This window comes from Rhodococcus sp. 2H158 (assembly GCF_053764755.1).
This window is the reverse complement of the sequence record NZ_JBSNCE010000003.1, coordinates 133,221-155,470: the sequence shown is the minus strand read 5'-3', so window position 1 is coordinate 155,470 and position 22,250 is coordinate 133,221. Positions and strand designations below refer to the sequence as shown.

The 22,250-nt window shown below is 72.7% G+C and carries 22 protein-coding genes; 8 read left to right on the top strand and 14 right to left on the bottom strand.

Features of this window, described 5'->3' with window-relative positions; all coding sequences use genetic code 11:
• The first annotated feature begins 214 nt into the window (after positions 1–214).
• The 3 genes from ACWPOB_RS04160 to ACWPOB_RS04150 are packed head-to-tail and all read left to right on the top strand — an operon-like array spanning position 215 to position 2,032.
• Positions 215–880, top strand: coding sequence for a TVP38/TMEM64 family protein (locus ACWPOB_RS04160; RefSeq protein WP_455400060.1), 666 nt, complete (start codon positions 215–217; stop codon positions 878–880).
• 31 nt (positions 881–911) lie between these two features.
• Positions 912–1,493 carry a hypothetical protein gene (locus ACWPOB_RS04155; protein WP_455399981.1) on the top strand — a complete coding sequence of 194 codons (582 nt, stop codon included), beginning with the start codon at positions 912–914 and terminating at the stop codon, positions 1,491–1,493.
• A complete protein-coding gene (locus ACWPOB_RS04150; protein WP_006939313.1) occupies positions 1,490–2,032 on the top strand; it encodes a hypothetical protein in 543 nt (180 codons plus the stop codon). The genes ACWPOB_RS04155 and ACWPOB_RS04150 overlap by 4 nt, the downstream gene beginning before the upstream one ends.
• Before the next feature lie 12 nt (positions 2,033–2,044).
• On the opposite strand, the gene ACWPOB_RS04145 is transcribed toward ACWPOB_RS04150, so the two are convergent.
• The 3 genes from ACWPOB_RS04145 to ACWPOB_RS04135 form a co-directional block, all read right to left on the bottom strand.
• On the bottom strand, positions 2,045–3,283 hold the full coding sequence (locus tag ACWPOB_RS04145; protein WP_455399980.1) for an SPFH domain-containing protein: 1,239 nt from the start codon (positions 3,281–3,283) through the stop codon (positions 2,045–2,047).
• Positions 3,284–3,715, bottom strand: a complete 432-nt coding sequence (locus ACWPOB_RS04140) for an NfeD family protein (protein WP_100058798.1) — start codon at positions 3,713–3,715, stop codon at positions 3,284–3,286.
• Between the two features lie 62 nt (positions 3,716–3,777).
• Positions 3,778–4,599: a DUF3097 domain-containing protein gene (locus ACWPOB_RS04135; RefSeq protein WP_100058797.1), complete on the bottom strand. Its 822-nt coding sequence runs from the start codon at positions 4,597–4,599 to the stop codon at positions 3,778–3,780.
• Positions 4,600–4,706: 107 nt separating this feature from the next.
• Between ACWPOB_RS04135 and ACWPOB_RS04130 the strand changes: the two genes are divergently transcribed.
• Positions 4,707–5,516 (top strand): hypothetical protein, encoded by an 810-nt coding sequence (locus tag ACWPOB_RS04130; RefSeq protein WP_455399979.1) that lies wholly within the window; start codon positions 4,707–4,709, stop codon positions 5,514–5,516.
• Here the strand turns inward: ACWPOB_RS04130 and ACWPOB_RS04125 are convergent.
• The 9 genes from ACWPOB_RS04125 to ACWPOB_RS04085 form a co-directional block, all read right to left on the bottom strand.
• Positions 5,507–5,692, bottom strand: coding sequence for a hypothetical protein (locus tag ACWPOB_RS04125; protein WP_455399978.1), 186 nt, complete (start codon positions 5,690–5,692; stop codon positions 5,507–5,509). The genes ACWPOB_RS04130 and ACWPOB_RS04125 overlap by 10 nt on opposite strands.
• 88 nt (positions 5,693–5,780) lie before the next feature.
• Entirely contained in the window at positions 5,781–6,845 is a 1,065-nt protein-coding gene (locus ACWPOB_RS04120; RefSeq protein ID WP_455399977.1) for a ferrochelatase, read from the bottom strand.
• Between the two features lie 9 nt (positions 6,846–6,854).
• Positions 6,855–7,667 (bottom strand): NADH-dependent enoyl-ACP reductase InhA, encoded by an 813-nt coding sequence (inhA, locus tag ACWPOB_RS04115; RefSeq protein WP_100058915.1) that lies wholly within the window; start codon positions 7,665–7,667, stop codon positions 6,855–6,857.
• 52 nt (positions 7,668–7,719) lie between these two features.
• Positions 7,720–8,469 carry a 3-oxoacyl-ACP reductase FabG1 gene (gene fabG1 / locus ACWPOB_RS04110; RefSeq protein WP_100058916.1) on the bottom strand — a complete coding sequence of 250 codons (750 nt, stop codon included), beginning with the start codon at positions 8,467–8,469 and terminating at the stop codon, positions 7,720–7,722.
• A gap of 79 nt (positions 8,470–8,548) precedes the next feature.
• Positions 8,549–9,529 (bottom strand): VWA domain-containing protein, encoded by a 981-nt coding sequence (locus tag ACWPOB_RS04105; protein WP_100059205.1) that lies wholly within the window; start codon positions 9,527–9,529, stop codon positions 8,549–8,551.
• Positions 9,526–10,479, bottom strand: coding sequence for a DUF58 domain-containing protein (locus ACWPOB_RS04100; RefSeq protein WP_029543665.1), 954 nt, complete (start codon positions 10,477–10,479; stop codon positions 9,526–9,528). Before ACWPOB_RS04100 ends, ACWPOB_RS04105 begins: the two co-directional genes overlap by 4 nt.
• Positions 10,476–11,636 (bottom strand): AAA family ATPase, encoded by a 1,161-nt coding sequence (locus ACWPOB_RS04095; protein ID WP_455399976.1) that lies wholly within the window; start codon positions 11,634–11,636, stop codon positions 10,476–10,478. Before ACWPOB_RS04095 ends, ACWPOB_RS04100 begins: the two co-directional genes overlap by 4 nt.
• Before the next feature lie 153 nt (positions 11,637–11,789).
• A complete protein-coding gene (locus ACWPOB_RS04090; RefSeq protein WP_455399975.1) occupies positions 11,790–13,547 on the bottom strand; it encodes an NlpC/P60 family protein in 1,758 nt (585 codons plus the stop codon).
• Positions 13,548–13,891: 344 nt separating this feature from the next.
• Entirely contained in the window at positions 13,892–14,437 is a 546-nt protein-coding gene (locus tag ACWPOB_RS04085; protein ID WP_100057649.1) for an Rv1476 family membrane protein, read from the bottom strand.
• A gap of 257 nt (positions 14,438–14,694) precedes the next feature.
• Between ACWPOB_RS04085 and acnA the strand changes: the two genes are divergently transcribed.
• On the top strand, positions 14,695–17,499 hold the full coding sequence (gene acnA / locus ACWPOB_RS04080) for an aconitate hydratase AcnA (protein WP_455399974.1): 2,805 nt from the start codon (positions 14,695–14,697) through the stop codon (positions 17,497–17,499).
• Between the two features lie 97 nt (positions 17,500–17,596).
• Positions 17,597–18,169 (top strand): TetR/AcrR family transcriptional regulator, encoded by a 573-nt coding sequence (locus tag ACWPOB_RS04075; RefSeq protein ID WP_006939281.1) that lies wholly within the window; start codon positions 17,597–17,599, stop codon positions 18,167–18,169.
• Positions 18,170–18,174: 5 nt separating this feature from the next.
• Here the strand turns inward: ACWPOB_RS04075 and ACWPOB_RS04070 are convergent, their stop codons facing one another.
• Positions 18,175–18,420, bottom strand: a complete 246-nt coding sequence (locus ACWPOB_RS04070; RefSeq protein WP_006939279.1) for a helix-turn-helix domain-containing protein — start codon at positions 18,418–18,420, stop codon at positions 18,175–18,177.
• Between the two features lie 154 nt (positions 18,421–18,574).
• Positions 18,575–20,203 (bottom strand): ABC-F family ATP-binding cassette domain-containing protein, encoded by a 1,629-nt coding sequence (locus ACWPOB_RS04065; RefSeq protein WP_006939277.1) that lies wholly within the window; start codon positions 20,201–20,203, stop codon positions 18,575–18,577.
• Positions 20,204–20,328: 125 nt separating this feature from the next.
• Between ACWPOB_RS04065 and ACWPOB_RS04060 the strand changes: the two genes are divergently transcribed.
• Together ACWPOB_RS04060 and ACWPOB_RS04055 are read left to right on the top strand one after the other, a co-directional pair.
• A complete protein-coding gene (locus ACWPOB_RS04060; protein ID WP_455399973.1) occupies positions 20,329–21,117 on the top strand; it encodes an SDR family oxidoreductase in 789 nt (262 codons plus the stop codon).
• 3 nt (positions 21,118–21,120) lie between these two features.
• Complete coding sequence (locus tag ACWPOB_RS04055; protein WP_455399972.1) at positions 21,121–22,230, top strand: lycopene cyclase family protein; 1,110 nt, start codon at positions 21,121–21,123, stop codon at positions 22,228–22,230.
• The last annotated feature ends 20 nt before the right edge of the window (positions 22,231–22,250 follow it).

The following is a 22,250-nucleotide window of genomic DNA, read 5'->3' as shown; positions in this document are numbered from 1 at the left end:
TCTCGTACGCAGCGGGCGGGCTCGCCGAACACGGCCGTGGGAAACCTTAAACCGATTTCGATGTGATGCTAGCCGCATACACGCCGCCCCTATTGTGGGGATCACCACAATTTCCCTAGCGATCGATAATGTCGTCGCCTAAGGAATCTACCGCGTGCCGAGGCGACCGCTCGTCCGGCCCCCGGCCCCGGTATCGTGACCGTTCGTGACGAGGATGCTGCGGGACCGCCGGATCCTCGGTGCCCTCGCCGTACTGGCCGCGCTCGCGGTCGTCGCGCTGCTGCTCCCCCACCCGTCCGTCGCCGAGGTGCGTGCGTGGGCCGAGTCGGCCGGGCCGCTCTTCCCGCTGCTGTTCTTCCTGATCCACGCGGTGGTGACCGTGGCCCCGTTCCCGCGGACGGTGTTCACCCTCAGCGCCGGGGTGCTGTTCGGGTCGACCACCGGGATCGCGGTGACCGTCGCCGCCACGACCGTCAGCGCCGTGCTGGCGCTGCTGCTGGTGCGCGCGATCGGCCGCGGCGCGGTCGAGGCCCACCTGAATCATCCGACGGCGCAGGCGGTCGACGAGCGGCTGGCCCGCCGGGGCTGGCTCGCGGTGGGGTCGCTGCGGCTGATCGCGCCGCTGCCGTTCGCGGTGGTCAACTACTGCTGCGGGGTCTCGTCGGTGCGGCTGGTCCCGTACACGCTGGGCACGGTCGCCGGCATCCTGCCGGGCACGGTGGGCGTGGTACTGCTCGGCGACGCCCTGACGGGACGGACCGATCCCGCATTGCTGGCGGTCTCGGCGGTGTGCATCGCTCTCGGCGCGTCGGGACTGTGGCTCGAGTCGCGCCTCCCGGCGCCCCGCCCCGCGCCCGACCGATCAAGTCTGAAACCTTGATTTTTCATATTCAAGGCTGCATCCTTGAGCCATGTTCGTGTTGACCGTCGACCAGCGCGGCAGCCGTCGCGACGTCGACCGGGTGGCGGACCTGCTCACCGAGCTGCGCGACGCCGAGCTGCTGCGCCCGTTCGAACGCACCGCCGGCGACGAGGTCCAGGCCGTCGCCGACGACCCGGCCGTCGTCGTCGATCTCGCACTCGACCTCGTCCGCCGCGGCTGCTGGAGCGTCGGCATCGGCGCCGGCGCCGTCGAACAGCCCCTGCCGGCGCAGACCCGCGCCGGCCGGGGACCGGCCTTCGAACACGCCCGCCGCGCCGTCGACCGCGCCAAGAACGCCCCCGCGCGGGTCGCCGTGGAGGGCTCGGACGCCGCCGCGGCCGCCGACGCGGACGCCGCCCTCACCCTGGTGGCGCTGCTGGTGACCCGCCGGTCCGACGCCGGGCACGAGGCCGTCGACCTCGTCCGGGGCGGGCTGACGCAGGCCGAGGCCGCCGCGCGGCTCGGCATCAGCACCCAGGCGGTGTCGCAGCGCCTGGCCACCGCCGGCTGGCAGGCCGAACCGGCCGGCCGCGACCTCGCCCGCCGCCTCCTGGAAAGGGCCGACCGTTGACCGTCGTCACCCTGGTTCTGCTCGCCGTCGCCGCGCTGGCCCCGGCCCTGAGCCTGCGCCGCGGCGCACCGGTGTGGCTCGTCGCCGGGCTCGCCACGGCGGCGCTCGCCGGCGCCGCCCTCACCGCGACGGCCACCCCCGCCGTGCACGGCGTCGCCCTCGCCGCGACCCTGGTGCTCACGACCCTGGCGGCGGTCACCGGGGGCGCCCCCGCCGTGCTGGCCTCGTTCCGCATCGCCCGCCGCCAGCCCGACGCGGGACCGGCCCCCTCCCCGTCGCCGTCGCCGGCCGGCCCCGAACCGCCGCCCGGGCCGCTGCGCGGCGGGCGGGTGATCGGCCTGCTCGAGCGGGCGGCGGTCGCCGCCGCGATCCTGTCCGGCTGGCCGGAGGGCATCGCCGTGGTGCTGGCCGTCAAGGGCCTGGCCCGCTACCCCGAACTGCGCGAACCCCAGGCCTCCGAGCAGTTCATCATCGGCACCTTCACCAGCGTGCTGTGGGCGATCGCGGTGTGCGGGGTCGGGCGGGGCCTGCTCACCTGAACGGCCCTCCGGTCACTGGGGTTCGCCGTGCCGCTGCCCCGGCTGCGGCTGCACCCATCCGCCCGTGATCGGCTCCGACGGCGGCAACGCCGTCGCGGGGGACGCGGCCGGCTCCCCGCCCCGGCGTGCGGCGCCGGTCGGGTTGTGCACCGCCGGATCGACCGGCTTGCGGGCGACGGCCTCGGCGGCGGCGACGGCCTGCGCGACCTCCGGGTCGCGCGCGGTGGAGAACCAGTCGGCCACCTCGTCGGTGTCGTCCTCCGGCCGCGGGAGTCTCTCGTCGATCGGGCTCGGCTCGAACCGGAACACCCCGTCCTCGCCCGGCGCACCGAGGTGCCGGGCGAAGCCCTTGAGGGCGTCCCCGAAATCGCTCGGCACCATCCACACCTTGTTCGCGTCGCCCTGCGCCATCTGCGGCAGCGTCTGCAGGTACTGGTACGCGAGCAACTCGGGCGTCGGCCGACCGGACTTGATCGCCGCGAACACCTTCTCGATGGCCTTCGCCTGGCCCTGCGCCTCGAGGTACTTCGCGGCGCGGTCACCCTGGGCGCGCAGGATCCGCGACTGGCGATCGGCCTCCGCCTCGAGGATGGCCGCCTGTTTGGCGCCCTCGGCCGACAGGATCCGGGACTGCTTGTCGCCCTCGGCGGTCTTGATCGCGGACTCCCGGTGTCCCTCGGCGGTGAGGATCATCGCCCGCTTCTCCCGGTCCGCCTTCATCTGCTTCTCCATCGACTCCTGGATCGACGGGGGCGGATCGATGCTCTTGAGCTCCACCCGGGCCACGCGCAGTCCCCAGCGGCCGGTCGCCTCGTCGAGCACGCCGCGCAGCTGCCCGTTGATCGAATCGCGGGAGGTCAGCGTCTCCTCCAGGGTCATGCCGCCGACCACGTTGCGCAGCGTGGTCACCGTCAGCTGCTCCACCGCCGCGATGTAGTTGCTGATCTCGTACACGGCGGCCTGCGGATTCGTCACCTGGAAGTACACGACCGTGTCGATGCTCAGGGTGAGGTTGTCCTGGGTGATCACCGGCTGCGGCGGGAACGAGACCACCCGCTCGCGCAGGTCCACCTTGGCGCGGATCCGGTCGACGAACGGCACCAGGAACGTCAGCTGTCCCGACACGGTCCGGTAGTAGCGGCCGAGCCGCTCGATCACCGCGGCCTCGGCCTGCGGCACCAGGGCCACCGACTTGACGACCACCAGCGCCACGAACGCCACGACGACGGCGAGCACGATCAGCGCTTCCATCTACAGCCCCTTCCACACGACGGCCGTCGCGCCGTCGATCTGCATCACGGTCACGGTCGTGCCGGGCGGATACACCTCGGTGACGTCCAGCGGACGCGCAGTCCACACCTCACCGTCCAGTTTCACCTGCCCGGAATGCGCGGCCACCTCCTCGAGCACCAGTGCCTGCTTGCCCGGCAGGGCGTCCACGTTCGTCGCCTTCGCCGGCGGCAGCGCGTAGCGCCGGCGCAGCACCGGCCGCACCCCGCCCAGCAGCACCAGCGACGACACCGCGAACACCACCGCGTCGGCCCACACCGGCAGATCCGTCGCGGCGGACACCCCGGCGGTGGCCAGGGCCGCGCCGCCGAGCATCAGCAGGACGAAATCACCCGTCAGCGCCTCCGCGGCGGCGAGCACCAGTCCGGCGATCAGCCATATCAATGCCGACACGACGCCATCCAACCACAAATCGGACATCCCGGGTGGATCCGCAGGTCATGGCCCCGGCGCGCTCAGTCCCCGGTGGGCTCGGTGACGAAATCGACGAGCCGCTCGACCGCCCCGATCAGCGGCGCCTCGAGATCCCGGAAGCTCGACACCGCCGAGTAGACGCGGCGCCACCCGTCCTGCGGGCTGCCCCACCCCAGCGCCCGGCACACCCCGGTCTTCCAGTCCTGCCCGCGCGGAATCGTCGGCCACGCCTCGATTCCCAGCGCCTTGGGCCGCACCGCCTGCCACACGTCGACGAACGGATGCCCGGTGACGAGCACGTGCGGCCCGAGGTTCGCGGTCAGCCGCTCCTCCTTGGATCCGGCGACGAGATGGTCGGCGAGCACCCCCACGCGGCGGCCGGGACCGGGCGCGAACTCGGCGAGCCGCTCCCCGAGATTGTCCAGGCCCTCGAGTTGCTCGACCACGACCCCCTCGACGCGCAGATCGTGTCCCCACACGCGTTCGACGAGGGCCGCGTCGTGCACGCCCTCCACCCAGATACGGCTGCCGCGCGCGACCCGCGCCCGCAACCCCTCGACCTTCGTGGACCCGGACGCGGACCGGGTGGGTCCGCCCGCCGTCGGCCGCGGCGCGGGCCGCACCAGCGTCACCGGCCGGCCGTCGAGGAGGAACGCGGCGGGGCGCAGCGCGAACAGCCGGGTGCACCGCGAAGCGTCCTCGAGCCGGACGAAGTCGCCGTCGTAGGTGCGTTCGATGCCGACGATCGCACCGCACCAACCGGACGCGGCGTCCTCGACCACCAGGTCCTTCTCGGCGGGCACCTCGGGGATCGTGGGCTTACGGGCGCGCGGATGGCCGGCGAAGATGTCGCCGCCGTACATGTCGGGACTCACGCCCGCCACGTTAGGGCCGTCGCGGCCGCAGCGGCGGGAGGGCACGCCGACCGGCCGTGGCCCCGTCGCCGGGACGGCGCCTATGCTCGGAAACCGTGAGTTCACCCGGTCAGACCCTGACGGTGTGGGCCGGTTCCTGGTTGGCCGGGCACGCCGCACCGGACGACGTCATCGACGCCCTGCACGCCTGGGCGCCGATGCATCTGGTGGTCTCCCGCGACGAGCCCGCCGCCGACTTCTCCGCCGTGCCCGAGCATTCGCCCGTGGACGGCGCCGCCGTGCTGCTGTCCGCGCTGCGCCGGGCCGATCCGGCCGGCGTGGACGGGATCCGGCTGGTGCTGCCCGTGCCCGGCGACGTGCGGGGCCTGCCGCCGGGCACCGAGCTGGCGCGCGCCGCGGTCGCGGCCGGCGAGGCGGTGCTCGCCGGCGCACCCGGGACCCCCGGTCTCGGCTTCGTCCCCTCGGTGGAGGGGCCGGACGTGCTGCGCTGGACGCTGTTCGCGGTCCCGGCGGTGCCCGAGCCGCCCGCCGAGCCCGGCCTCGGGGAGGCCGAGTTCGCCATGCGCGAGGCGGTGCGGGACGCCGCGGCGAGGGTGGGCCGGGTGCTGACCGTCGGCGCGGACGGCCGCACCGCCGACCCCCGGGAGCAGATCGCGGCCGAGGTCGCCGAACATGCTCGGCACCGGTATCCGGAGTCGATGCCGGGGCGCGCGGCCCGCATCCTCGACTCGGCCGATCAGGTCGCGGCCATCCTCACGGTCGCCGGCCGCGGTGTGGAACCGAGCGCCGCCTCGGCCACCGGGCACGCCGCGCGGGAGGAGGCGCTGCGTCCGCTGTGGGCCGCGGTGCGGGCCGCCCGGCTCGGGGCGGTGGCGGCCGCGGTCCGGGCGGGACATCACGCCTGACCCGATGCCGCGGACACGCCGCGCGGGACTGCCGGCGGCGCGACGGCGGTCTTCGCCGTCCGGATCGCCACCCGCACCACGATCAGCAGCAGCAGCGACACCGCGAACCCGGCGAGCGCCCCGCACTGCCGCAGGTCGAACTGCCAGAGCCCGGCCACGATCAGCACGGCGCTCACGGCACCGGAGACCTCGACGCCGAGCTCGGAGAGGCCGGCGTCCTCGTCCTCCCACCCCGGCCCGGGGTGGTGGGCTGAGCCCGCCCGGTCAGCGGCGGGGCCGTGCCGGTGGCCGGCAGCATTCCGGTGCACACAGCACGCCGTTGCAGCCGACGCCCAGCAGCGGCTGGGTGCCGCGCCGCAGGGGGGCGGCGCCGTCGAGGTGTTCGCGCACCAGCTCGCGCACCATCTGCACGAACCGCGGGTCGGGGCCGGCGGTGGCGGCGCGGGCGAACGCCATGCCGAGTTCCGTGGCCCGGTCGCGGGCTTCGGTGTCGAGGTCCCAGACGACTTCGAGGTGGTCGGAGACGAAGCCGACCGGCACGACGACAACCGCGTCGACGCCGCGCGCGTGCAGGGCCTCGAGGTGGTCGACGATGTCCGGCTCGAGCCACGGCACCTGCGGCGGCCCGGATCGGGACTGCCACACCAGATCGTGGTCGGCGCTGCCGGCGGCGGTGGCCACCAGGCGGGCCGCCTCGGCAACCTGCCGGCTGTACAGGTGCCCGCCCAGCCCGGGTGGGCCGCCGGTGGCGTCGGCGGCGGTGGGCACCGAGTGGGCGGTGAACACCAGGCGCGCCGCGTCGCGACGGTCGGCGGGCAGCTGTGCCCGCGCCGCGGCGACCGCGTCGGCGACGGCGTCGAGGAACAGCGGGTGATCGTAGAAGTGCCGCAGCTTGGTCAGCACGGGTGCGTCGTCGCCGACGGCGGCGCGGGCGCGGGCGATGTCCTCGTGGTACTGCCGGCACCCCGAATAGCCCCCCCACGCCGAGGTGGGGAACACCAGCGCGCTGCGCACCCCGTCGTCGCGCATGGCCGCGACGGTGTCCTCGATCATCGGGTGCCAGTTGCGGTTGCCGAAGTAGATCGGCAGGTCCAGCCCGGCGGCGGCGAAGTCCGCCTCGAGACGCGCGATGAGGTCGCGGTTGAGGGCGTTGATCGGCGAGACACCCCCGAAGTGCAGGTAGTGCTCGGCGACCTCGTCGAGGCGTTCGGGCGGCACGCCGCGGCCCCGGGTGACATTCTCGAGGAACGGGCGCACGTCGTCCGGCCCTTCCGGACCGCCGAACGAGAGCACCAGCAGTGCGTCGTACGGCTCGGAGGTGCGGGTCATGGCTCGACCCTAGGCGCCGGCACCGAAGCCGACCTGGGAATGGAATCCCCCGTCGACGTAGACGATCGACCCGGTGGTGCCGGGCAGCCAGTCGGACAGCACCGTGCACACGGTCTTCGCGACGGGCGTCGGGTCATCGACGTCCCAGCCGATCGGGGCCGCCGCGGACCAGCCCTCGTTGAGCCGGTTCATCTCGGCGCCGGGTCCGGTGGCGTCGCCGGCGATGGCCTTGGCGGCGAGGGTCTTGATCGGGCCGGCGGCGACGAGGTTGGAGCGGATGCCGCGGCCGCCGACCTCCTTGGCGACGTAGCGGTTGACGGACTCGAGGGTGGCCTTGGACACGCCCATCCAGTTGTAGAACGGGACGGCGCGGGCGGGGTCGAAGTCCATGCCGACCAGGGAGGCGCCGTCGTTGAGGACGGGCAGCAGGGCCTTGGCGAGCGCGGCGTAGGAGTAGGCGGAGACCTCGAGGGCGACGGCGACGTCGGTCCACGGCGCGTCGAGGAACGGGCTGCCCAGGCAGGAGCGGGGGGCGAAGCCGATGGAGTGCACGACGCCGTCGAGGCCCTCGGGGGCGAGCGCGCGCACCCGGTCGGCGAGGGTGTCGAGGTGGTCGGTGTTCTGCACGTCGAGTTCGAGGGCCGGGGGCACCGGCTGCGGCAGCCGCTGCGCGATGCGATCGATCAGGCGCAGCCGGTCGAAGCCGGTGACGACGACCTTCGCGCCCTGTTCCTGCGCGACCTTCGCGGTGTGGAAGGCGATGGAGGCGTCGGTGATGATGCCGGTGACGAGAATGGTCTTGCCCTCGAGCAGTCCGCCCATGAGTGTGTCGGTCCTCCAGTGAGTTTCGGATGTGGTGGCGTGCGTGCCGGCGTCAGTGGCCCATGCCGAGGCCGCCGTCGACGGGGATGACCGCGCCGGAGACGTAGGCGGAGTCGTCGGACGCGAGGAAGCTCACGACCGCGGCGACGTCCTCGGGCTTGCCGAGACGCTGCAGCGGGATGAACTTCTTCGCGGTGTCGCGGACGTCGTCGGAGAGTTCGGCGGTCATGTCCGTCTCGATGAAACCGGGCGCGACGACATTCGCCGTGATCGAACGCGAGCCGAGTTCGCGGGTCACCGAGCGGGCCAGGCCGATGACGCCGGCCTTCGAGGACGCGTAGTTGATCTGCCCCGCCTGACCGGCCATGCCGACGACCGAGCCGAGGAAGATCATCCGGCCCCAGCGCCCCCGCAGCATCGCGCGGTTGGCGCGCTTCGCGCACCGGAACGCACCGGTGAGGTTGGCGTCGATGACCTTCGCGAACTGGTCCTCGGTCATCCGCATCAGCAGCGTGTCGTCGGTGATGCCGGCGTTCGCGACCAGGACCTCGACGGGACCCTGGTGCTCTTCGACCTCCTTGAACGCGGCGTCGACGGACTCGCTGTCGGTGACATCGCACCGGACGCCGAACAGTCCGTCCGGGGCGCCGGAGCCGCGGTGGGTGACGGCGACCTTGTGGCCGTCCGCCTGCAGGCGGCGCGCGACGGCGAGGCCGATGCCGCGGTTGCCACCGGTGACGAGAACCGAGCGGGGGGTGGCCGCGGGGCGCGGCGATCCGGCGGGGCTGCTTGCGTCAGTCATGGGGTCAAACCCTATCTGGTGGCGGTACGGGTCGGTAACAAGGCGCCCGCGGCGGCGGGCGCGCGGGCCGCGGCGCAGGTCAGGGCAGGCGTTGGCGCAGCAGCAGGGCGGCGGCGACACCCCCGGCGACGGCGAGGACACCGAGGATCAGCCACGGGCGGCTGGCGTCACCGCGGGTGGTCTCGTACCCGATCTGTTCCTCGAGGGTGTTGTAGGCGTCCTCGAGTTCCTGCAGGTTCGACGCGGTGAAGAAGGTGCCGCCGGAGAGGTTGGCGATCTCCTTCAGGGACGGGTCGTCCACCGGCACCGGGATGCGCTCGTCCTCGATCGTGACGGTGCCGTACTCGGTGCCGAAGGAGATGGTCGAGACGGGCACGTCCTTGTCCGCGGCCTGCCGGGCGGCGGTGAATCCGCCGCGCGGGTCGTCGGGGCTCTCCGGGACGGTCTGCTTGCCGTCCGAGAGCAGCACGATCCGCGCCGGGGGTGCCTGGTCGCCGCCGCCGAGCACCGCGGCGAGGGTGTCGACGGACTGCAGGGCCGTGAAGATCGCCTCGCCGGTGGCGGTGCGCTCGCTCAGCTGCAGGTTGTCGATCGCGGTCTTGGTGGCCTCCCGGTTGGTGGTCGGCGAGACGAGCACCGACGCGGTGCCGGAGAACGCCACCAGGCCGAGGTTGATGCCGGGAGTCAGGTCGTCGGCGAACGACTTGGCGGCCGCCTGCGCGGCGGCGAGGCGAGTGGGCTCGACGTCGGTGGCCTGCATCGACAGCGACACGTCGATCACCAGGACGACGGTGGCGCGGTTGCGCGGGACCCGCTGCTCGGCGGTGGGCCCGGCAGCGGCGACGGTGAGCAGCGCCAGCCCGGCCAGCAGCAACGCGACCGGGACGTGCCGGCTGCGGCCGGGCCGCTGGGGGGCGACCTTCTCGAGCAGCTCGAGGTTGGTGAACCGCAGCGTGTGCCGCATCCGGCGGCGTTGCACCGCCACGTATCCGGCGGCGAGGGCCCCGACGACGAGCAGGAACAGCAACCACCACGGCGCGGTGAAGTCGGAGATGCTCACCGGCCCCCCTTCACCGGGGCGCCGAAGCTGTGGCGGCGGGCGGCGACGAACCGGACCACGTCGTCGATCCAGTTGCGGTCGGTGCGCAGGCTCAGCAGCGGGGCGCCGCAGCCGCGGACGGCCTTGCGCACGGCGGCGCGGTGCTCGGCGGCGGCGCGGGCGTAGTCGGCGCGCAGCTGCTCGCTGGTGGTGAACTCGCGGGTGTGCCCGGTCTCGGGGTCGTGCAGCACGACGTCGCCGAGGTCGGGCAGTTCGAGGTCGCGGCGGTCGAGGACTTCCACCGCGAGCAGGTCGTGCCGGCCGGACAGGGCGCGCAGCGAGCGTTCCCAGTCGATGGGGCCGAGGAAGTCGCTGACGACGACGGCCAGGCCGCGGCGGCGCTGCGGGCGGCGCAGCGACTCGATCAGCCCGCGCAGGTCCCCGCGGGTGCCGTCGGGGGCGTGCGGGGTCGTCGCGATCGAGCGGAGCATCGCCTGCGTGTGCAGCTGGCCGCCGCGGGCGGGCACGCGGTGGGTGCGCGCCCCGGTGCTCACGACGGCGCCGATCCGGTTGCCGCCGCCGCCGGCGAGGTACCCGACCGCGGCGGCGGCGGCCACGGCGAGGTCCCGTTTCTCGCAGACCCCGGTACCGAAGTCGAGGCTGGGCGAGAGGTCGATGGCCAGCCAGGTCTCGAGTTCGCGGTCGGCGACGGTCTGCCGCACGTGCGGGTGGGTGGTGCGGGCGGTGACGGACCAGTCCATCTGCCGCACGTCGTCGCCGGGCTGGTACTCGCGGGCGTCGCCGGGCTCCGAGCCGGGTCCCGGAATGAGCCCGAGGTGGTCGCCGTGCAGCACCCCGTCGAGGCGGCGCCGCACGGTCAGCTCGAGGGTCCGCAGCGCCGCCGTGAGGGCGGGGTCACGCAGCTCGCCGGAACGGAAGGTCGGCGGGGTCACCGGGGGGCGTCGGCTCACCGCTGCCCCGCACCCGCCTCCGGCCCGGTCACGCCTGCCGCCGGCGCGGCCGCGGCCCCGACCGGGACCGGGGCGGGCGGGTTGGCCTGCGGAGCGACCTGCGGCATGCCGACGGTCTGCAGGATGCGGGCGATGATCTGGTCGGGGGTGACGTCGTCGGCGAGGGCGTCGTAGGACAGCACCAGCCGGTGCCGCAGCACGTCCGGGATGATGTCGACGACGTCCTGCGGCACGACGTAGTCGCGACCGCGCAGCAGCGCCAGGGCGCGCGCGGCGGAGATGATGCCGAGGGTCGCCCGCGGGGAGGCCCCGTAGGCGATCCACCCGTCGACCTCGGTCAGGCCGATCTCGCCGGGGGCGCGGGTGGCGAAGATGACGCGCACCACGTAGTCGACGAGGGCGTGGTGGACGAACACGCCGTTGGCGACCTGCTGCAGGCGGATCAGCTCGTCGCTGTCGAGGACCTGCTTGGGTTCGGGTGCGGCCACCCCCATGCGGTAGACGATCTCGCGTTCCTCCTCGACCGTGGGGTAGTCGACGAGAACCTTGAACAGGAACCGGTCGCGCTGTGCCTCCGGCAGCGGATACACGCCCTCGTTCTCGATCGGGTTCTGGGTGGCCATCACCAGGAACGGGTCGGGCATGGGGAAGGTCCTGCCGCCGATCGTGACGTGCCGTTCGGCCATCACCTCGAGCAGCGCGGATTGCACCTTCGCCGGGGCCCGGTTGATCTCGTCGGCGAGCACGAAGTTCGCCACGACGGGCCCGAGTTCGGTGTCGAACGCTTCGCGGCCCTGCCGGTAGATGCGGGTGCCGACGAGGTCGGTCGGCACCAGGTCGGGGGTGAACTGCACGCGGGAGAACGAGCCGCCGACGACCTTCGCGAACGTCTCGACCGCGAGGGTCTTGGCCACGCCGGGAACACCTTCGAGCAGCACGTGGCCGCGGGCGAGGACGCCGACGAGCATCCGCTCGACGAGCCGGTCCTGACCGACGATCACCCGTTTGACCTCGTAGATCGCCTGCTCGAGCAGGCGCACATCGTGTGTCTGGTCCGACGTGCGTGCCGTGTCCCCGGCCGGGGCGGCCGCGGCCGCCGTGGCGGTCTTCGCGTCCGACGTTGCCGTGCCCGACGTGCCACCCTCGCGTGAGGTCACCAAGAATCCACCGCTTTCGCCTAGGTCGTTCCTGCTCGAAGTCACCTACCCACACCACTATTCCAGGTGCCGGACGCCCCCGCCGTCGCCGAGCCGACGCCCGCGGTCACCGGTGTCGAGCGAGCCCGCCTCCGGCCGGGCCGAAGCGGTGCCTCAGGACACCATCCGTACCACGTACGGGGTCATGCCGTCCCAGCGTACCGGTGAGATCTTCACGTGCGAACCCGACTGCGGCGCTTCGATCATCTGCCCGTCGCCCAGGTAGAGGCCCACGTGCTGGCTGGCGTTCGGGCCGTAGAAGATCATGTCGCCGCGGCGCATCTCGGCCGACGGCACCTGCTCGCCCGCGGTGTACTGGTAGCCGGTGTAGTGCGGCAGCGAGATCCCGATCCCGGCGAATGCGTAGATCATCAGCCCGGAACAGTCGAAGCCGACCTTGTTGTAGTCCCCGTAGCTGTCGGCGACGCCGCCGTCGCGGATGCCGAGGGTCGGACCGTTCTCGTCGCCACCACCCCAGGCGTAGGGCACCCCCATCTGCGACATTGCCCGGTCGATCACCGTTTCGACGGCGGCGGTGCCGCTGAGGGTCGAGCCCGGCTTGGGAGTGGTCCTGGGCCGGCTGCGGGTCGGCGGAGACGTGGTGGTGCCCTCCTCCTCGACCGGGTCGGCGCGGTCGGGGATCGTCGAGTCCTCGGAGTCGGACTCGTCGGTGCCGTCGGTCGACGAGTCGCCCGATCCGTCGGTGCCGTCCCCGGGGCCGTCGGTGCCCGAATCGCCGGTGCCCGGATCGTCGGTGCCCGACCCGTCCTGCTCGGGCGTGGGGCGGCCCGGCCGGGTGGTGGTCGCGTCGGAGGTGGGTGGCAGCGGCGACTCGAATCCGACCTCGGACTCGGCGGATTCGGCGGCCGCGGGCCGGGGCCGCACGTAGCCGTCGATCTGGGTGTGGGGCCGCTGCCCGTTGGCCAGTTCGGCAGCGCGGGCGCGGGCGTCGGCGTCGGCGGCGACGCGCCGGGCGGCGTCGGCCGCCGCCTGCCGGGCGGCGGTCTCGGCCGCGGCCGCCGCGGCCTCCTCGGCCTGCCGCTGCCGATCCCACTCCGCGTACTGCACGCGCTGGCCCGCGAGTCCGGTGACGGTGCCGCGGGCCCGGTCGAGTTCGGCCTGCGCCTGCGCGCGGTCCTGTTCGATGCGTTGCTTCTCGGCCGTCTGCGCGGCCAGCGCGGTGCGCGCCTCGGCGATGGCCGCCTCGGCGGCGGCCCGGCGTTCCTCCGCCGCGGCGGCGGCGGCGTCCGCCTCCTGCTTGCTGGCCCGCGCCCGCGAGTCCCGGTTGGCCTGCTCGGTGCGGGCGCGTTCGAGGGCGTCGAGGACGACGGTCCGGCCCGCGGAGAGCAGGCGCATGATCTGGGCGCGGTCGAGCAGGTCGTCGGGACCGGTGGAGCCGATGAACGAGGCGAGGGAGGCGACATTGGTGCCCTGGACGTAGCTGTCGCGGGCGAACGCGTCGAAGTCCTGCTGCGCCTGCCGGATCCGGGTGCCCGCGTCCTTCAGCGCCTGCTGCGACAGGGCGACCGCGTGGGCGGCGGCGTCGGCGGCGTCGCGGGCGGACTGCAGGTCCACGAGGGCACGGTTGACGTTCTCCCGCTTGACCGCGACCTGATTCTCGAGTTCGGCGAGTTGCTGGTCGGCGGTGGCGATCCGGAGGATGAGGCCGCCCACCTGGTCCACCCCGGCGGCGACGGCCACCCCGGCGGCCGCGAGATCGGCGTCGCTGGGATTCGGCGGCGGGGGCGGCACCGCGCCGGCGGACGCGGCGGTGCCCGCGATCAGGGAGGCAGCCAGGCCGAGACCGAGAACCAGTCGGGTCGTGCGGGACAGTCGGCGTCTTCGGGGCGTCCGCGACGGCTGTCGGGACATCGCCTGCCGTATACCGCTACGCCTCACATCGCCCTCCCTCGGTCGCGCCGGCGGGACGCACCCGAGCGCAACCTGGAAAGGGGTCGCCGCAGCAGCGATCCACCGCGGACGAGGCCGCGGTTGCACCGCTCGGCAGACCGGCGTCGCCTCACGGTTCGCACCGCGACCCGACCCCGGGTATGTGTGACACCCCTTCCCCAAGAGCGCCAAGTGCACCGTACGACACTTTGCACCCCGAGGAAACTCCAGTCACAAATAACAGAAGGGTAATTCGACCTCTGTCAACGCCCTGAACTGTGACGACGGCCACAGTGGCGGCCGGGAAATTTCCCGGCGCGGTCCGGTCAGCGGGCGGGCCGGTCGGCAGCGACCGTCTCCGCCGCGCCGGTGTCGCCGCGGCGACGGACCGCCTTGGCGAGGTACGTGGCCCCCGCCGCGCCCGCGACCACGAGCAGCAGCAGCACCGTCAGCAGCGTCCAGGGCGGGGCGGGCTCGGTGAGTGCGTCGACGAAGTTGGCCGCCGAGACGACCGGATCGCCGGTGTAGGTACGGTCCTGCGCGGACTCGAGGAGCACCCGGTCGATGCTGTCGCTGTGGGCGCCGACCCAGCCGGGGCTCAGCACGAGCACGGTGCCGCCGTCCGCGCCGGCGACGTCGGTCGCGAGGTCGCGCAGTTGCGAGTCGAGCCGGGGATCGCGGTCGAGCACGACGATGCTCAGGTCGATGCCGTGCTGCTGCGCGCGTTCGACGACGGCGACCAGGTCGTCGACGCGGTCCGGGGGTGCCGAGACCTGGTCGTCGGCGAGATCGGCGAGGACCTGCTCGAGCGAGACACCCGGGGGGAGGTCGGTGGCCGACGGTGTCAGGACACGTGACAGGGGCGCAGACATCTCTCTCCGTGGGGCTCGACGGCCGCCGCTCGTGCGGCGCCGTTCGTACCCTACGCGACGGCGCCGCGGCGGCGGCCGGACGCCGGATCGGCGGTTGTGTCCCATCGGTTCACAGGACAAGCGTACTGTTAGACTTGCCGCGAGACGCCTCCGACGCCGTCCGGCCCTGTTCTGCGGCCCGGCTCGGCTCCGGGGCCTCGCTTCGGCCGTCGACACAGCCCCGTCGGCGGCGAGCCTCATCGACGAGTGGAGCTGACGTGAGCACCAGTATTGATTCGTTCGGCGCCAAGGGGACGCTGGAGGTCGGAGAGAACTCGTACGAGATCTTCCGCCTCTCGGCCGTTCCGGGCGCCGAGAAACTCCCTTACGCACTTAAGGTTCTCGCCGAGAACCTGCTGCGCACCGAAGACGGTGCGAACATCACCGCCGATCACATCCGCGCCATCGCGAGCTGGGATCCGTCGGCCGAGCCGAGCGTCGAGATCCAGTTCACGCCCGCCCGCGTGATCATGCAGGACTTCACCGGCGTGCCCTGCATCGTCGACCTCGCCACGATGCGCGAGGCCGTCGAGACCCTCGGCGGCGACCCGAACAAGGTCAACCCGCTGGCCCCCGCCGAGATGGTCATCGACCACTCCGTGATCATCGACGTCGCCGGCCGCGCCGACGCCTTCGAGCGCAACGTCGACATCGAGTACCAGCGCAACGGGGAGCGCTACCAGTTCCTGCGCTGGGGCCAGGGCGCCTTCGACGACTTCAAGGTCGTCCCGCCCGGCACCGGCATCGTGCACCAGGTCAACATCGAGCACCTCGCGCGCACCGTCATGGTCCGGAACGGCCAGGCCTACCCCGACACCTGCGTCGGCACCGACTCGCACACCACCATGGTCAACGGCCTGGGCGTGCTCGGCTGGGGCGTCGGCGGCATCGAGGCCGAGGCCGCGATGCTCGGCCAGCCGGTCTCCATGCTCATCCCGCGCGTGGTCGGCTTCAAGCTCACCGGTGAGATCAAGCCGGGCGTGACCGCCACCGACGTGGTCCTCACCGTCACCGAGATGCTGCGCAAGCACGGTGTCGTCGGCAAGTTCGTCGAGTTCTACGGCAAGGGCGTCGCCGAGGTGCCGCTGGCCAACCGCGCCACCCTGGGCAACATGAGCCCCGAGTTCGGCTCCACCGCGGCGATCTTCCCGATCGACGAGGAGACCGTGAACTACCTGCGCCTGACCGGCCGCAGCGACGAGCAGCTCGCCCTCGTCGAGGCCTACGCCAAGGAGCAGGGCCTGTGGCACGACGCGGATGTCGAGCCGCAGTACTCCGAGTACCTCGAGCTCGACCTCGGTGACGTGGTTCCGTCCATCGCCGGCCCGAAGCGCCCGCAGGACCGGATCCTGCTGTCGGAGTCGAAGAGCGCCTTCCGCAAGGACATCCACAACTACGTGGAGGAGCACCACCCGGCCGACCACACCCAGCTCGACGAGGCCGTCGAGGAGTCCTTCCCGGCGTCCGACCCGGTCGCCCTGTCCTTCGCCGACGACGGTGCAGTGGACGTGCAGTCGGCCGCGAACGGCTCCGAGGGCCGGCCGACCAAGCCGGTCAAGGTCGTCTCCGAGGAGAAGGGCGAGTTCGTCCTCGACCACGGCGCCGTCGTGATCGCCTCCATCACCTCGTGCACCAACACCTCGAACCCGTCCGTGATGCTCGGCGCCGCGCTGCTCGCCCGCAATGCCGTCGAGAAGGGCCTGTCGGCCAAGCCGTGGGTCAAGACCTCCATGGCACCCGGCTCGCAGGTCGTCACCGACTACTACGAGAAGGCCGGCCTGTGGCCGTACCTCGAGAAGCTCGGCTTCTACCTCGTCGGCTACGGCTGCGCCACCTGCATCGGCAACTCCGGCCCGCTGGACGAGGCGATCAGCAAGGCCATCAACGACAACGACCTGACGGCCACCGCGGTGCTCTCCGGCAACCGCAACTTCGAGGGTCGCATCTCCCCCGACGTGAAGATGAACTACCTGGCGTCCCCGCCGCTGGTCATCGCCTACGCCCTCGCCGGCACGATGGACTTCGACTTCGAGCACGACGCCCTCGGCCAGGATGCCGACGGCAACGACGTGTTCCTGAAGGACATCTGGCCCTCCGCCCAGGAGATCCAGGACACCATCGGCTCCGCGATCAGCCAGGAGATGTACGTCAAGGGCTACGCGGACGTGTTCAAGGGCGACGAGCGCTGGCGTGGCCTGCCCACCCCGGAGGGCAAGACCTTCGAGTGGGATCCCCAGTCCACCTACGTGCGTAAGCCCCCGTACTTCGAGGGCATGCCCAAGACCCCGGCTCCGGTCACGGACATCAAGGGGGCGCGGGTGCTCGCGCTGCTCGGCGATTCGGTCACCACCGACCACATCTCCCCCGCCGGCAACATCAAGGCGGGCACCCCGGCCGCGCAGTACCTCGAGGCCAACGGTGTCGAGCGCAAGGACTTCAACTCCTACGGCTCGCGGCGCGGCAACCACGAGGTGATGATCCGCGGCACGTTCGCGAACATCCGGCTGCGCAACCAGCTCCTCGACGACGTCTCGGGCGGCTACACCCGCGACTTCACGCAGGACGGCGGCCCGCAGGCGTTCATCTACGACGCGTCGCAGAACTACCAGAACGCCGGCATCCCGCTGGTCGTGCTGGGCGGCAAGGAGTACGGCTCCGGTTCCTCGCGGGACTGGGCCGCCAAGGGCACCAGCCTGCTCGGCGTCAAGGCCGTCATCACCGAGTCGTTCGAGCGGATCCACCGCTCCAACCTCATCGGCATGGGCGTCGTCCCGCTGCAGTTCCCCGCCGGCGAGTCGGCCGCCTCGCTGAAGCTGAACGGCACCGAGGTCTACGACATCGAGGGCATCGAGAAGCTCAACGAGGGCGTCACCCCGAAGACCGTCAAGGTCACCGCGACCCGTGAGAACGGCGAGAAGGTCGTCTTCGACGCGGTCGTGCGGATCGACACCCCCGGTGAGGCGGACTACTACCGCAACGGCGGCATCCTGCAGTACGTGCTGCGCAACATGATCAAGGGCTGACGTCCGAGATCGGTTCACCGCACACGCAGTGCACCGGCGGCGGGCTCGGGACGTCTCGTCTCGGGCCCGCCGTCTCTTCCCCGAAAGGACGTTCGCGGTGCCCAAGGTCAGTGAGGACCACCTCGCCGCGCGCCGGAGTCAGATCCTCGCCGGCGCGCGACGGTGCTTCGCCGAGTTCGGCTACGACGGCGCCACGGTGCGCCGTCTGGAGGACGCCACGGGACTGTCCCGCGGCGCGATCTTCCATCACTTCAAGGACAAGGACGGGCTGTTCCTGGCGCTGGCCCAGGAGGATGCGGCGCGGATGGCCGACGTCGCCGCCGAGCAGGGTCTCGTGCAGGTGATGCGGGACATGCTCGCCTCACCGGAACAGTTCGACTGGCTCGGCACCCGACTGGAGATCACCCGGCGCCTGCGCACCGACCCGGACTTCGCGAAGGCGTGGACGCAGCACTCCGCCGAGCTGACCAAGGCGACGGTGGGCCGGCTCGAGCGGCAACGCGAGGCCGGCCGGCTGCGCGACGACGTGCCGACCGAGGTGGTGCTCAGCTACCTGGACCTGGTCCTCGACGGCCTCATCGCGCGGCTCGCCTCGGGCACCGCCGACAGCGAACTGTCGGCGGTACTGGACCTGGTCGAGGAGTCCGTGCGACGGACCGCCGCCGGCTGACCCGCTCAGGTCGAGGCGCGCGCCGCGCTCCGCCGGTTCGGTCCGCCCCGGCCACGCAGCGCCACATGGGACTCCACGAGCACGTTGTGCACGAACCCGTAGGAACGGCCCGTCTCCTGCGCCAGCGTCCGGATGCTCGCCCCGGCCTCGTAGCGGCGTTTCAGTTCTGCCTGGAGACGGTCACGCGATTCCCCCGTGACCCGTGTGCCCTTGGTCAGTACATTCCCGGCGTGCCCGGATTTGCGTGCCATCGGATCCTCCCGTCGGCTCGGCAAGGCCCCGCTTCCAGGCTAGTGGACGGGGCGGGGTGCCGGGAGGAATCGCGCAGGTCCGGGCCGCAGCCGCACCCCGGGCCGGCGGGATCGGCTCCGGGTACTCCCGCGCACGGTCACGCAGGGCCGGACCTCACGCCAGCTGGATCAGCTCCAGGTACTCCTGCGACCAGTGGTCCTCGGAGCCGTCCGGCAGCAGGATCACCCGCTCCGGATCGAGCGCCTCGGCCGCGCCGGGATCGTGGGTGACCAGCACGACCGCACCGGCGTAGCTGCGCAGCGCGTCGAGCACCTGCTCCCGGGAGACCGGATCCAGGTTGTTGGTCGGCTCGTCGAGCAACAGCACGTTCGCCGCGGACGACACCAGTCCGGCCAGCGCCAGCCGGGTCTTCTCACCGCCGGACAGCGTCCCGGCCGGCTGGTCGAGCTGCGGGCCGGTGAACATGAACGCCCCGAGCAGCCCCCGCAGGTCCTGCTCCCCCGCGTCCGGCGCCGCGTGCCGGATGTTCTCCCACACCGTCGCGTCGTCGTCGAGGGTGTCGTGCTCCTGGGCGAAGTAGCCGATCTTCAGGCCGTGGCCGGGCGCCAGCCGGCCCGCGTCCGGGGTCTCCACCCCCGCGAGCAGGCGCAGCAGCGTGGTCTTGCCGGCACCGTTGAGACCGAGCACGACGACGCGGCTGCCCCGGTCGATCGCCAGGTCCACACCGGTGAAGATCTCCAGCGAGCCGTACACCTTCGTCAGGCTCTCGGCCATGAGGGGGGTCTTGCCGCACGGCGCCGGCTCCGGGAACCGGATCTTGGCCACCTTGTCGGCCACCCGCACCTCGTCGAGCTCGGCGAGCAGCTTGTCGGCGCGCTTGGCCATGTTCTGCGCCGCGACGGCCTTGGTGGCCTTTGCACCGAGCTTGGCCGCCTGCTGCCGCAGCGCGGACGCCTTCTTCTCGGCGTTGGCGCGTTCGCGGCGACGGCGCGCCTCGTCGGTGGCCCGCGCGTCGAGGTACTTCTTCCAGCCCATGTTGTAGATGTCGGCCTCGCCGCGCACCGCGTCGAGGAACCACACCTTGTTCACGACGTCGGCGAGCAGGTCCACGTCGTGGCTGATGACGACCAGGCCGCCGTCGTGGTTCTGCAGGAATCCGCGCAGCCAGGTGATCGAGTCGGCGTCGAGGTGGTTGGTGGGCTCGTCGAGCAGCAGGGTGGTGGTGGACTTGCCGGAGCCGTCGGAGGCCGCGAACAGGATGCGGGCGAGTTCGACGCGGCGGCGCTGACCACCGGACAGGGTGCGCAGGGGCTGGCCCAGGACCCGGTCCGGCAGTCCGAGGCTGGTGCAGATCCGGGCGGCCTCGGACTCGGCCTCGTACCCGCCGAGGGCCGAGAAGCGTTCCTCGAGCGACCCGTACTTGCGTACCGCCCGGTCACGCACGTTCTCGTCGACGGCCTCGGCCATGACGGCCTGCTGCTTCTCCATCGCGCGCAGGATCTCGTCGAGGCCGCGGGCGGAGAGCACGCGGTCCTTGGCCAGGACGTCCAGGTTGCCCTCGCGCGGATCCTGCGGCAGGTAGCCGAGGTCGCCGGAGCGGACGACGGCGCCCGCGTACGGCTCGCCCTCCCCCGCGAGGATGCGCAGGGTGGTGGTCTTGCCGGCACCGTTGCGCCCGACCAGCCCGATCCGGTCGCCGGGCTGCACCCGCAGCGCCGGGCCCGGCGCCGAGAGCAGCGTCCGCACGCCGGCGCGGACTTCCAGATCGGTGGCGGTGATCACGCGTGAGGCTCCTCGGGGACGACTCGGATTGGCTGCCCATGATGCCGCAGGGGCAGGCGCACGAACCATTCATTTTACCGTGTCCACCCCGGGATGCCGGGGTGAGATGCGCTACGTTCGCCGGCATGACGACTTCCCCCGACACCTCCCCCGGCTCCGACCTCACGGGCCGCGCGGCGCTGGTCACCGGTGCGAGCCGCGGGATCGGCAAGGCGATCGCCGCGGCGCTGCTCGCCCGCGGCGCGAGCGTGGCCCTCACGGCCCGAAACGCCGAGCCGCTCGCCGAGGCCGCCGGCGAGCTGCGCGCCCTCGGGCACGGCGGGCAGGTGCTCGAGCTGCCCGGTAACGCCGGGGACGCCGACGCCCGCGCCGAGGCGGTGCGCCGCACCGTCGCCGAGCTCGGCGGGCTCGACATCCTGATCAACAACACCGGCATCAACCCCGTCTACGGGGCGTTGATGGACGCCGACCTGGACGCCGTCCGCAAGATCTTCGACGTCAACGTCGTCGCCGCGCTGGGATTCGTGCAGCAGGCCTACCGCGCGTGGATGGCCGAGCACGGCGGTTCCGTAATCAACGTCGCGAGCGTGGCGGGCCTGCGCTCGACCGGCGTGATCGCCGCGTACGGGGCGTCGAAGGCGGCGCTGATCCGGCTGACCGAGGAGCTGGCCTGGCAGCTGGGGCCGGGCGTGCGCGTCAACGCGGTCGCGCCCGGGGTGGTGCAGACGAGGTTCGCGGCCGCGCTCGTCGCCGGCGGTGAGGACACCGCCGCCGCCCGATACCCGATGGGCCGCCTCGGCACACCCGAGGACGTCGGCGAGCTGGTCGCGTTCCTGGTCTCCGATGCAGCCGGCTGGATCACCGGGGAGACTGTGCGGGTGGACGGTGGACTGCTGGCGACGGGAGCGATGTAGCGGGTGATCGACGCGGAGGTGCTGATCGTCGGGCTCGGGCCGGCGGGGCGTGCGGTGGCGCACCGGGCGGCCGCCGCGGGTCTCGACGTGCTGGCCGTGGACCCGCAGCCGGATCGGCCGTGGACTGCGACGTATGCGGCGTGGCTCGACGAGCTGCCGTCGTGGCTGCCCGCCTCGGTGCTCGCGGCGCGGGTGGACGAGCCGGCGGCGTGGACGGTGCGGCCACACCGGATCGAGCGCCCCTACGGTGTGTTCGATGCGTCGGCACTGCAGCGAAGCCTGGCGCTGGAGCCGGCGCGGGTACGGGCCGGCCGGGTGGACGTCGTCGCCCCGGATCGCGTCACCCTCGCGGACGGTACGGTGCTGCGGGCCCGGAGTGTGATCGACGCGCGCGGGGTGCCCGCCGACCGCTCCCGCGCCCAGCAGACCGCCTTCGGCGTGATGGTCGACACCGCGACCGCCGCACCCGTGCTGGAGGGCCGCGCCGCATGGTTCATGGACTGGCGGCGCGACAACCGCACCCGTTCCGGGGATGCGCCGTCGTTCCTGTACGCGGTGCCGCTCGGCGGCGGCCGGGTGCTGCTGGAGGAGACCTGCCTGGTGGGGCGGCCCGCCATTCCGCTCGCCGAGTTGCGGCGCCGCCTCGAGGCACGGCTCGCCGCGCGCGGGGTCACGCTGGCCGGGACGGAGCCGGTGGAGCGGGTGCGGTTTGCCGTGCAACCCCCGCCGGGGTCGGCGCGCGGGGTGGCCCGGTTCGGCGCCCGCGGCGGGCTGATGCACCCGGGCACCGGCTACGCGGTGGCGGCGTCGCTGGCGGCGGCCGATCCGGTGGCGCACGCGCTCGCCGGGGGCCGCAGCGCCACGGCGGCGTTGTGGTCCCCGTCCGCGCGGGCGGTCGCGCAGCTGCGCGCCTCGGGGCTGCGGGTGCTGCTGGGATTACGCCCGGAACAGACCCCGGCGTTCTTCGCGGGGTTCTTCACGCTGCCACCGGAACGCCAGCGCTCCTACCTGTCGGGCCGCACCGACCTCGGCGGGACAGTGGCAGCGATGACCCGGATGTTCGCGACGGGTTCGCCGGCGTTGCGTGGGGCGATGCTGCGCGCCCTGTGGTGAGGAGTTCGCCCGGTTCCGCG